Raw genomic sequence first — 12,957 nt, forward strand, 5'->3', positions numbered from 1 at the left:
GGCTGTGCGGCCCCGATGCCGCAGGCGCGGCCTTCGGGGCAACGGCTGCGGGTGGGTGCCTCACCTCATCCTCCGACCTTGCCCGCGGCGATGCGCTCACCACGCGTCGAGTCGACCACGATGGGGACGCCGTCGGGAACGGCCCCTTCGAGGTCGCTCAGCAGGTCGTCGAGCGGGGGCAGACCGCCGGGGCTGCGGACGTGGACGTACAGGGTTCTGGACTGCGCCTCGACGCTTGTGACCGACGCGCCGGGGGTGTGGGAGAGCCATCGCTGCGCGGTGCTCTTGGTCCGTGAGGTCCAGTTGTTCAGCAGCACGGTGGTCACCGTGTTGGCGCCGAGCGGGAGGAGCACGGCGGTGAAGAGCAGTCCGAGCATGACGTAGGCGCGTCGTGGAGCCCGCCGACGGCCCTCGGCGGCCTGGGTGATTCCAATGGCCGCGAAGACCACCATCCCGGCGAACACACCCTGGATCCTCAGTTCCGCGAGCTGGGTCAGCTGGGCCACCCGGTCCGTCCCCGACGCCGGAGCGGCCGGGGGCGGAGCGGGAGCCTGGGCAGGGGGCATCTGCTGGGGCTGGGAGTCCATCTGGCGCTGCATGTCGCGCCGCTCCGCCCGGTTGGACACCGCGGTGGCGGTGCCCGAGATCACCGCGGTACGGGCGATCGTCCCCAACAGGCCGGGGCGTCCGAATCGTCGTGGCATGGCTGGCCGTCTCCTTCGTCTCTTCAGCTGCGTCGAGTGCTCTCCGGCCGGCAGGTCTCCTGCCACCTCGTCGCCGACGACGGCACCGCCCCGGACGCGGCGGCCTGACCGCCTGTACGGGGCTCGCCTCCCGTACGTACGATCCGCGAACGCGTCGCGGAACCACAGAACTCAGCATGTCGCAGCAAGGAGCCTCACCCGTGTTCACCACCCGCCCCACCCTCCAGGGCACCTTCGGCATGGTGTCCTCCACCCACTGGCTCGCCTCGCAGTCCGCGATGGCCGTCCTGGAGGACGGCGGCAACGCCTACGACGCGGCCGTCGCCGCCGGATTCGTCCTGCACGTCGTCGAGCCCCACCTCAACGGCCCGGCCGGCGAGGTCCCGATGATCCTCGCGCCGAAGGACGGCGAGGTGCGGGTGCTGTGCGGCCAGGGCCCCGCCCCCGCGGGTGCCTCCGCCGCGCGCTACCGCTCGCTCGGACTGGACCTCGTCCCCGGCACCGGACCGCTCGCCGCCGCCGTGCCGGGCGCCTTCGACGCCTGGATGCTGCTGCTCCGCGACCACGGCACCAAGACCGTCGCCGAGGTCCTGCGCTACGCGATCGGCTACGCCGAGGACGGCCACGCCCCCGTCGAGCGCGTCGGCCAGACCGTCGAGACCGTCCGCGAGCTCTTCGAGAGCGAGTGGCCGACCTCCGCCGACGTCTACCTCCCGGGCGGCAGGGCGCCCGAACCGGGCAAGCTGTTCCGCAACCCGGTCCTCGCCGCCACCTGGCGCCGCCTCGTCGACGAGGCCGAGGAGTCGGGCGGCCAGGACCGCGTCGCGCAGATCGACGCAGCCCGGGGGATATGGCGCACCGGCTTCATCGCCGAGGCACTGGTCCGCCAGTCCGCCGTCCCCACCATGGACACCAGCGGGAGCCGTCACACCGGCACCCTCACCGCCGCCGACCTGGCGGACTGGTCCGCGACCTACGAGGCGCCCGCCACCTACGACTGGAACGGCTGGACACTCGCCAAGGCGGCAGGCTGGAGCCAGGGCCCCGCCTTCCTCCAGCAGCTCGCCCTCCTCCCGGACGAGCTCCCGGCGTACGGCTCCGCCGACTACGTCCACCTGCTCATCGAGGGCTGCAAGCTCGCCATGGCCGACCGCGAGGCCTGGTACGGAGACGCCACCGGTGTGCCGCTCGACGCGCTGCTCTCCGCGCCGTACAACGACGAGCGCCGCACCCTGATCAAGGACACCGCCTCCCTGGAGCTGCGTCCCGGCAGCCCCGAGGGCCGGACCCCCGTCCTCAGCGCCCACGCCCACGCCGTCGCCTCCGGCGAGTCCGGCTTCGACGCCATGGGCATCCCGGTGGCCGGAGCGGGCGAGCCGACGGTCGCCAAGGACGGTGCGACCCGCGGGGACACCTGCCACCTCGACATCGTGGACCGCTGGGGCAACATGGTCGCCGCCACGCCCAGCGGTGGCTGGCTCCAGTCCAACCCGGTCGTGCCCGAGCTGGGCTTCCCGCTCGGCACCCGGCTGCAGATGGCCTGGCTCGACGAGGGCCTGCCCAACACCCTGACCCCCGGCCGGCGGCCCCGCACGACGCTCACCCCGTCCCTCGCCCTGCGCGACGGGGTCCCCGTGATGGCGTTCGGCACCCCCGGCGGCGACCAGCAGGACCAGTGGCAGCTGCACTTCTTCCTCGCCGTCGCACAGCGCGACGAGGTCCGCGGCGGCCCCGACCTCCAGGGCGCCATCGACGCCCCGAACTGGCACAACGACAGCTTCCCCGGCTCCTTCTTCCCGCGCGGGATGCGCCCGGGCAGCGTCACCGTGGAGGAGGGCATGGCCCCGGAGGTCGTCGAGGAACTGCGCCGACGGGGCCACGACGTCACCGTCGGGGACCCCTGGTCCGAGGGCCGGATGTGCGCGGTCGCCAGGGACCCGGAGACCGGCGTCCTGTCCGCCGCGGCCAACCCGCGCGGGATGCAGGGGTACGCCGTCGGCCGCTGACCACCTGCCCGGGGCGCCCCCGGCGGACCGTGCTTAGCTGGAGTCATGATCGATGACTTCCTGTACGGGACCGCCGGGCACGCCGGGCCGACCGCCGACGTGGAGGCGGCGGTCCGGGCAGCGGCGGCCGCCGAGATCCTGCCGCGCTACCAGCAGCTGGCCGCACACGAGATCGTCGAGAAGAGCGGCCCGCACGACCTGGTCACCGCGGCTGACCGGGGGGCCGAGGAACACCTGACCGCGTCCCTGAAGCGGCTGCTGCCCGGCTCCGTCGTCGTCGGCGAGGAAGCCGTCCACGCCGACCCCTCGGTCTACGACGCACTCGGCGGCGACGCCCCCGTGTGGATCGTCGACCCGGTCGACGGCACCCGCCAGTTCGTCCACGGCGAGCCGGGCTTCTGCACCCTGGTGGCCCTCGCCCGCCACGGCGAGGTCTATGCCTCGTGGACGTACGCCCCGGTCCTGGACGAGATGGCCGTCGCCGTACGAGGGAGGGGAGCCACCCTCAACGGAACTCCGGTGCACAGCGGTTCGCCCGCGCCCGGAGCCGTGCTCAAGGTGGCCATGTCCCACCCCGACCACACCTCCGACGCGCAGAAGCGGGCCCTGTTCGGCCTGCGCACCGAGGGCATCGACGCCCGCGCGTGCGGCTCGGCGGGTCTCGAGTACCTCGCCGTCGCGTGCGGCGCGCAGGACGCCGTCGCCTTCAACTGGGAGCTCGCCTGGGATCACGCGGCGGGGCTGCTCCTCGTCACCGAGGCAGGGGGCACCGAGTCGACGTTCTCCGGGGTCCCGTACCGCATCACCGGCGGGAACGACCTGCCCTTCACCGCGGCCAGGGACCGGGCGACGGCGGACCGGATCCTCCAGGCGCTACGCGCTCCCGGCCCCGAGGCCGGCTGATCAGCCGGCCTCCAGCACGGCTTCGACGTCGCGGACGACTCCGGCCGCCTCCTACCGGGCACCTGGGTGAGCCGGGCGGCCATCGTGGCGACGGCGGGGTGGGTTCGCAGGCAGTGGTCATCGAGGCATGACGCTACCCGGAGGACCGCTGCCGGTGCGCGTGAATATCCTGGGAGCCCGGCCACCGGCTGACAAAGGAGTCCGAAGGTGCCATCGATGCTGGATGCCGTCGTCGTGGGGGCGGGCCCCAACGGACTGACGGCCGCGGCCGAGCTGGCCCGTCGCGGCTTCGCCGTAGAGGTGTTCGAGGCGAGGGAGACTGTCGGGGGAGGCGCCCGGACCGAGGAGCTGACCCTTCCCGGCTTCCGCCACGACCCGTGTTCCGCCGTGCACCCGCTGGGCATCGGATCCCCGGCCTTCAGTGCGATGCCCCTCGCCCGGCACGGCCTCGAATGGCTCCACGCTCCGCTCTCTCTCGCCCATCCCTTCCCGGACGGCTCCGCGGCGCTGCTCAGCCGGTCCGTCGGGGAGAGCGCCATGTCGCTGGGTCCGGCGGACGCCGGTGCCTACCGCAGACTCGTCGCCCCGTTCACCGGCCACTGGGACACCCTCGCCGCCGACTTCCTGCGCACCCCGTGGGACGGCCTGCCCCTGGACCCGTACCGCTGGGCGCGGTTCGGGCTCGACGCGGTCCAGCCCGCGACCCTGCTCTCCCGGCGCTTCCGGGGCGAGAAGGCACGCGCGCTGATCGCCGGTCTCGCCGGGCACGCCATCGCCCCGACGAACGGCTTCGCCACGGCGGGGATCGCCCTGCTCTTCGTCCTCGCGGCGCACGAGAACGGCTGGCCCGTGCCACGCGGCGGCTCGCAGGCGATCTCCGACGCCCTCGCCTCCTTCCTGCGCGAGCAGGGCGGCGTGATCCGCACGGACTTCGAGGTCAGGCGCCTCGACGAACTCCCGCCCGCGCGCGCGTACGTCTTCGACACCTCACCGACCGCGCTCGCCCGGATCGCCGGCCTCGGCGGGGCCTACGACCACTACCGTTACGGTCCCTCCTGCTTCAAGATCGACTACGCGCTGTCGGGCCCCGTGCCCTGGACGGCGGAGGAGGCCCGGAGGGCCGGCACGGTCCATGTGGGCCCCACCGCCGCCGAGATCGACGCCTCCCTGCGCGCCGCGGTGGACGGCCGCGACCCCAGCGTCCCCTTCCTGATCACCGCGCAGCCCAGCCTCGTCGACCCGGGCCGCGCCCCCGAGGGGCGCCACGTCTTCTGGGTGTACGGGCACGTCCCGGCCGGCTGGGAGGGCGACGCCACGGAGGTCATCGAACGCCAACTGGAGCGCTTCGCCCCCGGGTTCCGCGACCTGGTCCTGGCCCGCGCGGTCGCCGGACCGCCCCAGCTGGCCGCCCGCAACGCCAACTACGTCGGCGGCGACATCGGCACCGGGGCCTTCGCCGGACTCCAGACGGTGCTCCGGCCCAAGCTGGCCCGCGTGCCGTACGCCACCGCCCACCCGGCGGTCTTCCTCTGCTCGTCGGCCACCCCGCCCGGCCCGGGCGTGCACGGCATGTCGGGACACCACGCGGCGAAGGCGGTGTGGCGGCGCCTGAGGGCGGAGTGAGCGGAAGTCGACTCACCCGAAAGCGCGGACTCGGCCGTGCGCCCCGCGGCGTCAGGTCTCCCGCGCATGCAGTCATGGGAGTGCGGCACTGTGCCGAATCGGCTGCGCACAGGTTGCTTTCGGCCAATGAGATGCCTCCTGTGGTGCCAAGGAACCACGGATCCCTAGGGTCGGACGCATCCCGGGGTGAGCGCGGCGCCGGATGGTCGGAGTGCTCGGAAAGAGGCGTGGCGTGATCGAGTTGGCCCATGTGATCAATGACCTGAGAGAGGAACTGGAACGTGCAACGGGTGCGGCCGAGGGCGCGACACTGAAGTTCGAGCTGGGAACCATCGAGCTCGAAGTGTCGGTTGCACTGGAGCGGTCCGGCAACACCGGGGCGAAGGTGCGCTTCTGGGTGGTGGAGTCCGGCGCCGAGGCGGCGGTCGCCCACACGGGGACGCAGCGCATCACCCTGTCGCTGAAACCGACGATTGCCGGATCGGTCAACCCGCCGTACGTCTCCGGCAACGCCGAGGCCCACGAGCGGTGAGCGTCGTGTTCGACGGTGCCTTCGTCGGGACGACCGGGCCGAGCGGGCTCGAACCCTCCAGGGCGGTGCAGATCGTCGCCGTGCGCGAGACCGGTGGGCGTGTGCTGGGGTCGGGCTACCTCGTGACGGGAACAGCGGTGCTCACGGCCTCGCACGTGGTGCGGGACGCGGCGACGGTATACGCCCGTTTCGTGACCCAGGACCGCCGGACGGTGGAGCTCGAGTGCCGGACGGTATGGGAACACGACGCGGTGGACGTGGCGGTGCTCGACATCGAGGACACCGCGGCTGTCGGGCTGTTGACCGGCTCACTCGCCGGTGTGCGCTTCGGCTGCACCCGGATGAAGGCGGACTGCGAGGCCCTGGGCTTTCCCCGGTTCAAGCTGAGGGGTGATGCCGCTTCGGTGTACCGGGACTCCCACCATGCCCACGGCACGATCGCGCCGTGGTCGAACGCCCGCGCGGGCAGCCTGGAGTTCATCGTCACGGGTGCTCCTCACGACGGTCCGGAGCACGCAGGCTCGGCTTGGGAGGGGATGTCGGGTGCCGCGATGTGGAGCGGCGGCTGCGTCGTCGGCGTCGTCGCCGAGCAGCACCGGGCCGAAGGGCCCGGCACGCTGACGGCGAGCCGGGTCGAAGAGTGGTACCGAAAGGTGGCTCCGGACCGGCTGGAGACACTGTGCCGACTGATCGGCCTCCCTGCCACGGTGGTCGAGCTCGACCGGCTCACACGTTCGTCGTCGTTCTCGGCCGCCGGGCAGGAGGAGCCGATCGAACGGCTTGCGCTTTCGGTACGGCAACAGTGGAGAGCCGAACAGCGGCGCAGACGGCTGCACGATCCCTACGCGCTGTCTCTGCGTCTCAAGCCCGCGGACCCCGCCTACTTCAACGAGAGGGCGCCCGGCCTGCTGACGCAGGAGGCGCTGTCCCCGCGACTGGACGACCAGATCGCGCAGATCGTGGCAGGGTACCGGGAGATCAGCACGGGGCGCCTGGTGGTGCTGGGGGGTGCTGGTGCGGGCAAGTCGGTACTGCTTATCCATCTCGTCCTCGAACTGCTGCGCACCCGTGCGCACGGTGGTCCCGTGCCCGTGATCTTCGGTCTGGGCTCCTGGAACCCCGCGACCACCGAATTGCAGGACTGGCTGTGCGAACTCCTGGTGCGGGACTACCCCGATCTGGCGCTCCGCGTGCAACCCGGAACAAGCCTGGCTCAGATGCTGCTCGATGAGGGCAGGATTCTGCCGGTGCTCGACGGATTCGACGAGATCGGCGCCGGCCTGCGGTACGAAGCGCTTTCCGCACTCAACCAGAGCGGCCTGAAGTTTCTCCTGACGAGTCGTCCCGCTGCCTACGCCGAGGCTGTGTTGCCGAACGACGACGGAACCGAGGGGAGGAAGCGGGTACCGGTCCGCCTCAATGCCCCGGGAATCGAGCTGGGCGACCTCACCCCGGATGATCTCGCTGCCTATCTGCGCGGCGGGCAGGGAGCCGACGCGGACGGCCCCGTGCGAGTCTCCGCCTGGGACCCGGTCCTCGCGCAACTGCGTCAACAGCACCGCTCCGAAGGCGCGTCGAACGTCGCTGCCGCGCTGACGACGCCGCTGATGGCCTCGCTGGCCCGCACCGTGTGCGGTGACCCCCCGGGAGAGTCCCCTCTGGTTCTGCTGGAGGTGGAGAGGTTCGCCGGCCCCGAGGCCATTCAGGAGCACCTTCTCACGGAGTTCCTGCCGGCCGCCTACCACCCTCGACGGACAGGCACGCCACATGTGCGAGGCACCGGCGCGCGTCCCCCCTGGGACCTCAGGCGAGCCGAGTATTGGCTGGGCCACCTCGCCGCGCACCTGGACCGGCTTCCTCAGGGTGCCCGGGCGAAGAGCAACGACCTCACCTGGTGGGAACTGGGCACCACCCTGCCTCGCTTCACGCGCACCGTCGTCATCGGCCTTCTGGCGGGACTGGCCTTCGGAGTCACGACCGCGATCTCCAATGTGCCCGTGGTCCTGGTCGACACGCCGCACGGTATCGAATTCGCCCTGTTGCGAGGACTGGTGGCCGGGCTCCTCCACGGGATCGCGGCCGGCCTGATCTTCGGGCTGGCCTATCACTTCACTTCCGAGGGCGCGGCGTTCCGGCCCTCCCCGGTCCGCATCAGCCTCGTGGGCCGGTTGAGGACGTTCGCCGGCCCCCGGATGAGACACGGGGAGGTGCGCCCCAAATTCATGACCGGCTTCTGCGGCGGGTTGATCGTCGCGCTCACGCTGGTGCTCATCGACCGGGGGGTGATCGATCCGCTCGGGCTGCCGGACGGCCAGGGCGGCGGCGGACTGACGACCGCGCTGCTCTTCCTGGCCGAGATCTCGCTCGGGGGCGGGCTCGTGTTCGGGCTCATGGCGTGGCTCGAGGTGCCTGTGCCGCCCGGAACCACGGTCAGGCCCGTGGACCTGCTGGAGACCAACCGCCGGAACGTGGTCTACAACCTGCTCGCCTGGATCTGCGTACTCGGCCCCCTGGCCGGGATCATCGAGGGTGTCCAGCACGGTCCTCTGCGCGGCTTCCTGACCGGGCTGGTGTTCGGGCTCGTGTCCGCGTTCGCGGGCGGGATCGGATACGGACTCACCATGACCGCGTGGTGCCAGTGGGTGGCTCTGTGCCGCATCTGGTTGCCCTTGCGGGGACGACTGCCCTGGGCCCTGATCGCCTTTCTCGACGACGCCCACGAGCGGGGCGTGCTGCTGCGGTCCGGTGCGGTCTACCAGTTCAGACACGCACGCCTGCAAGACCATCTGAGCCGCACTTTCCACGAACGGCACAGGCGCCGCGGGCACCGAGAACCGGAGGTGAGCCATGAGGGATGAACACGGTGCGGGAAGAACTCGGACGGCGACGGCCTCCGTCCTCGCGGCGACGCTGGCGGCCGGCGTCGCCGCGGGCGTCCTGGGAGCCGAAACCTCGGCAGCGCAGCCGGTTTCGCTCACTCTGAGGTATGCGTGCGCCTTTCCGTACATCGGATCCCAGGACATCACCGCCAGCATCTCCATGGATGTCCCGCAGGACCATACGGTCGGAGAGCCCAGTCATCGGCTCGCCATTCATGCGGAGGCGACGGTGGGCTCGGGTCTCACGCGCGGACTCGCCGTGCTCGGTGTGCACAGCATCGACGGCACTCTGCGGGCGAGGACCCGGGTTACGGCTCCGGAGGGCGACCTCGGGTTCACGGTGCCCCTCACCGTCGACAGAACCGGCATCCCGTCTTCGGGGTCACTCCGCATTCCGGCGGACGGCGTCGCCCCCGCGGTCACATTCGCCGAAGACGGCCGGGCGGAGATCGTCGTGGGCGACTTCGCCGCGCACCTGGTGCCGAGAGACGCGGACGGCGATCCCACGTTGCAGGAGCTCGACGTCCCCTGCACCGTGCGAGGCGGGCAGGAAGCCGTCCTCACCTCGTTCACCATCGCGCCCGCCCCGCGACCATCCGCACCGTCCGTCCCTCGGCCGTCTGCCTCGGCGGGCCCGGGAACAGGCGAGGAGCCCGGTCCTTCCGGCAGCGCGACCGCCGGGCCGTCGTCGGTCACCATGTCCGCGACCACCGGACCTTCCGAGGCCACGTCCTCGTCCAACGCGGCCTCGGCCCCGCCCGGGGGAGCCCCGCACGACGACACGGTCACGCGGCCCTCCGCGGCGGACTCCCCGGACGGCAAGGACGGCCGGAGCCCGATCCTCCCGGTGGCCGCCGTCCTCGTGATCGCCGTTGCGGCCTCGATCGCCGGCCTGAGGCTGCGAAAGCGCCAGGGGGACGAGGGCGGCGGCTGAGAAGCCTCCGGTGCGGCTGGGCAGGAGCACAGGCCAATGATCAGGTCAGAGCGCCTCCGGCCCCCGCTCGCCCGTGCGGACCCGTACGGCGGTCTCCACGGGGAGTGCCCACACCTTGCCGTCGCCGATCTTGCCCGTGCGGGCGGCGCGGACCACCGCCTCGATGACGGGCTCCGCGTCCTCGTCCTCGACCAGGACCTCTATGCGGATCTTGGGCACGAGGTCCACCCGGTACTCGGCGCCCCGGTACACCTCGGTGTGCCCGCGCTGGCGTCCGTAGCCGCTGGCCTCCGTGACCGTCAGCCCGTTCACCCCGAGGTCCTGCAGCGCGGTCTTCACCTCGTCGAGGCGGTGCGGCTTCACGACGGCGGTGATGAGCTTCATGGGGCGGTGCTCCTGTTCGCGGAATGGAGTGCGGAGTGGCCGGGGGACTGCGCGGCGGCGTGACCCAGACCGCCGTGATCGTAGGCGCTCTCCGCGTGCACTGTCTGGTCCAGGCCGGTCAGTTCCTGGTCCTCGGTGGCCCGCACACCCATCAGCCGGTCGATCGCCTTGCCGATCCCGTACGTCACCAGGAACGTGTACGCCGCCACGGCGAGCACGGCGACGGCCTGCCGGGTGAGCTGGCCCACCCCGCCGCCGTAGAGGAGACCTTCCGCGCCGCCGGTCATCGCGGCCGTCGCGAACAGCCCGATGAGCAGCGTGCCGACGACGCCTCCCACGAAGTGCACGCCGACCACGTCCAGGGAGTCGTCGTAGCCGAAGCGGAACTTCCACGCGACGGCGTACGAGCAGACGACGCCGGCCACCAGCCCGACGAGGAGTGCACCGAGCACGCCGACGGTCCCGCACGCCGGGGTGATGGCCACCAGGCCCGCGACCGCACCGGAGGCCGCGCCGAAGGTGGTGGGGTGCCCGTCCCGCTTCTGCTCGACGAAGAGCCAGCCGAGCAGTCCGGTGCATCCGGCGACCAGGGTGTTGAGGACCGAGGCGGCGGCCAGGCCGTTGGCGCCGAGCGCCGAACCGCCGTTGAAGCCCAGCCAGCCGAACCAGAGCAGGCCCGCGCCGAGCATGACCATCGGCAGGTTGTGCGGCCGCATCGCGTCTTTCCTGAAGCCGAGGCGCGGGCCGATCACCAGGGCGAGGGCGAGACCCGACGCCCCGCACGTGATCTCCACGACGAGGCCGCCCGCGAAGTCGAGGGCGCCGAGCGAGTCCGCGATCCACCCGCCGGGTCCCCACACCCAGTGGGCGACGGGAACGTATACGAGCAGGGTCCACACCGGTACGAGGACCAGCCACGCCGCGAACTTCATGCGGTCCGCGATCGCTCCGCTGATCAGTGCCGCGGTGAGGATCGCGAAGGTGAGCTGGAAAGTGGTGAACAGCAGGGTGGGGACGCTGCCGGTGAGGTCGTCGGGGCCGATGCCCACCATGCCCACGTGGTCCAGCCCGCCGATGAGCCCGGCGAAGGTGTCGTCGCCGAAGGCCAGCGAGTAGCCCGCGACCAGCCAGACGATGGTGACCAGCGCGATCGACACGAAGCTCATCATCAGCATGTTCAGGACGCTCTTCGTGCGGACCATCCCGCCGTAGAACAGGGCCAGGCCCGGTGTCATCAGCAGCACCAGGGCGGTGGCGGCGAGGAGCCAGGCGGTGTCGCCGGTGTCGAGGCCTTCCGAGGCCAGGGTCACGGGGGTCAAGAGAGAGGTCCCTCCTCGGGGCGGCGTGGGGTCCGGCCCGAAGAGGGTCCCGGGCGTGCGTTTCACGGAGGACGCCGTCACGTTTCCGGCATGTTTCATTGCGTGAAGGTGACCGAAACCTCACGTGCGGAGCCGTCCGGCCTCCCGGCCGCGCCAGGAGACGTCCGGATTCCGGTTCCGCCGGTGGAGTTCACAGTGAACGGTGGCGGGTGAAGCCGGGGCTGGACCTCAGGGCGTGAGGCCGGCGTCGCGGGCCAGGAGCGCGGCCTGGACGCGGTTGGTCACGCCCAGGGTGGTCAGGATGCGGCTGACGTGGGGTTTGACGGTGCTCTCCTGCATGCCGAGGGCCCGGGCGGCCGGACGTACGCGCGGTCCGGCCGCGATCCCTCCGCCCGTCAGGGGACTTCGGGTGTCGCGGCCGGACCGCTCCACCGTGCTACGGCGTCACCTCGTTGCCGCCGAAGGTCACGACGAGGTGGCCGTCCTCGGCGAAGGACCAGTCCATCGCGCCGGAGTAGGCGGAGCACCCGGAGCCGTTCGAGCCGGTCCAGAACTGGTTGGAGCTGTCGGCGTCACCCGCGGTCTTGTCGTTCGAGCCGTCGCCCTTGCGGCAGGAGACGTTGTTACGGAAGAGCGAAGTGCCCTTGTCGAAGGAGAAGTTGCGCTCCGCGTTGTCGATGCCTACGTTGTCCGACACCGTCATCGAGCCCGGGTTGCTGTTGTAGGTGAACCCGTGGTGCCCGTTGTCGTAGGCGATGTTGCGCCGGACGACATGGTCGACCTCGATGTCGTCCCCGCCGAGCTTGAAGCCGTTGCGGTCGCCGTCCTCGTTCATGGTCCCGTCGGAGAGCGTGCCGTTGCTGTACGAGAGGGAGTCCTCGATGGTCACCGGGCCGATGGGGCCGGTCTCGTTCTTGGTGTAGAGGTCCCAGCCGTCGTCGACGTTGTTGTGGGAGACCGTGTAGCGGAAGACGTTGCCGGGGCCCGAGGTGAGTTTCGAGGCGAAGCCGTCGGCGTCCTCACCGTCGGAGTCGGCGTTGTCGTGCGACTCCGAGCTCAGGATGAGGTTGTTCGCGGGCCACTCGTCGTCGGGGGTGTCCGACGCGATCCGCGAGATCTGCAGGCCCGAGTCGTGGTTGAAGCGTGTCACGACGTGTTCGACGACGTTGTTGCTGCCGCCGACGAAGATCCCGTTGTCACCGGCGTGCTCGACGACGATGCCGTCGATGTGCCAGTACGCGCCGTTCACGGCGAGCCCGCGGTTGGCGGGGTCCTCGCTCATGGACGAGAAGTTCAGGACAGGGCTCTCGCCGGGGTAGGCGGCCAGCGTCGTACGGGCACTCGCGGAGCCGTCGTTGCCCGGCGGGATGGTGATCGTCTCGGAGTAGGCGTACGTCCCGCCGCGCAGGTAGATCGTCCCGCCGGAGGAGACCTGGGCGATCGCCGAGGAGAGTGTGGTCGGGTCGGACCCGGTGCCCGCCGCGTCGTCGCTGCCGTCCGGAGCCACGTACAGCGCGTCCGCGGCCGCCGCGGCGGGGGCGGCGACCGCGGCCTCGGGGGCCGAGGTGGCCTGCGCCATGGTGCCGGACAGGGCGACGAGTGAGCCGGCCAGCAGGCTGACGCACGCGATGACGGGCTTCTTCTTCTGCATCGTTCGTCTCCAGGTTGGTGGG

The 12,957-nt window shown here is 71.5% G+C and carries 10 protein-coding genes and 1 pseudogene; 6 read left to right on the forward strand and 5 right to left on the reverse strand.

The window, feature by feature from the left end; genetic code table 11:
- Nucleotides 1-65 precede the first annotated feature (65 nt).
- Complete coding sequence (locus tag B9S57_RS36185) at nt 66-704, reverse strand: hypothetical protein (RefSeq protein ID WP_103514439.1); 639 nt, start codon at nt 702-704, stop codon at nt 66-68.
- 200 nt (nt 705-904) lie between these two features.
- On the opposite strand from B9S57_RS36185, the gene B9S57_RS05820 reads away from it, so the two are divergent.
- The 6 genes from B9S57_RS05820 to B9S57_RS05845 all read left to right on the forward strand — a co-directional run bounded on the left by B9S57_RS05820 (nt 905) and on the right by B9S57_RS05845 (nt 9,581).
- A complete protein-coding gene (locus B9S57_RS05820; RefSeq protein WP_103514440.1) occupies nt 905-2,710 on the forward strand; it encodes a gamma-glutamyltransferase family protein in 1,806 nt (601 codons plus the stop codon).
- A gap of 45 nt (nt 2,711-2,755) precedes the next feature.
- Nucleotides 2,756-3,613: an inositol monophosphatase family protein gene (locus tag B9S57_RS05825; protein ID WP_103514441.1), complete on the forward strand. Its 858-nt coding sequence runs from the start codon at nt 2,756-2,758 to the stop codon at nt 3,611-3,613.
- A 207-nt stretch (nt 3,614-3,820) separates the two neighbouring features.
- Nucleotides 3,821-5,236, forward strand: coding sequence for an NAD(P)/FAD-dependent oxidoreductase (locus B9S57_RS05830; RefSeq protein ID WP_103514442.1), 1,416 nt, complete (start codon nt 3,821-3,823; stop codon nt 5,234-5,236).
- 232 nt (nt 5,237-5,468) lie between these two features.
- Complete coding sequence (locus B9S57_RS05835; protein ID WP_103514443.1) at nt 5,469-5,768, forward strand: trypco2 family protein; 300 nt, start codon at nt 5,469-5,471, stop codon at nt 5,766-5,768.
- Nucleotides 5,765-8,626 carry an NACHT domain-containing protein gene (locus B9S57_RS05840; protein WP_103514444.1) on the forward strand — a complete coding sequence of 954 codons (2,862 nt, stop codon included), beginning with the start codon at nt 5,765-5,767 and terminating at the stop codon, nt 8,624-8,626. The genes B9S57_RS05835 and B9S57_RS05840 overlap by 4 nt, the downstream gene beginning before the upstream one ends.
- Nucleotides 8,616-9,581, forward strand: a complete 966-nt coding sequence (locus B9S57_RS05845) for a DUF6801 domain-containing protein (protein WP_103514445.1) — start codon at nt 8,616-8,618, stop codon at nt 9,579-9,581. Before B9S57_RS05840 ends, B9S57_RS05845 begins: the two co-directional genes overlap by 11 nt.
- A gap of 45 nt (nt 9,582-9,626) precedes the next feature.
- On the opposite strand, the gene B9S57_RS05850 is transcribed toward B9S57_RS05845, so the two are convergent.
- The 4 genes and pseudogenes from B9S57_RS05850 to B9S57_RS05865 form a co-directional block, all read right to left on the reverse strand.
- A complete protein-coding gene (locus B9S57_RS05850) occupies nt 9,627-9,965 on the reverse strand; it encodes a P-II family nitrogen regulator (RefSeq protein WP_103514446.1) in 339 nt (112 codons plus the stop codon).
- Complete coding sequence (locus B9S57_RS05855; protein ID WP_103514447.1) at nt 9,962-11,284, reverse strand: ammonium transporter; 1,323 nt, start codon at nt 11,282-11,284, stop codon at nt 9,962-9,964. The genes B9S57_RS05850 and B9S57_RS05855 overlap by 4 nt, the downstream gene beginning before the upstream one ends.
- A gap of 228 nt (nt 11,285-11,512) precedes the next feature.
- Nucleotides 11,513-11,683: pseudogene (locus B9S57_RS05860) on the reverse strand (LuxR C-terminal-related transcriptional regulator); the annotation flags it as partial.
- 37 nt (nt 11,684-11,720) lie between these two features.
- Nucleotides 11,721-12,935 (reverse strand): right-handed parallel beta-helix repeat-containing protein, encoded by a 1,215-nt coding sequence (locus B9S57_RS05865; protein WP_103514448.1) that lies wholly within the window; start codon nt 12,933-12,935, stop codon nt 11,721-11,723.
- Between the last annotated feature and the right edge of the window lie 22 nt (nt 12,936-12,957).

Origin of the sequence: Streptomyces sp. SM10 (assembly GCF_002910915.1) — a bacterium.
Lineage (GTDB): Bacteria > Actinomycetota > Actinomycetes > Streptomycetales > Streptomycetaceae > Streptomyces.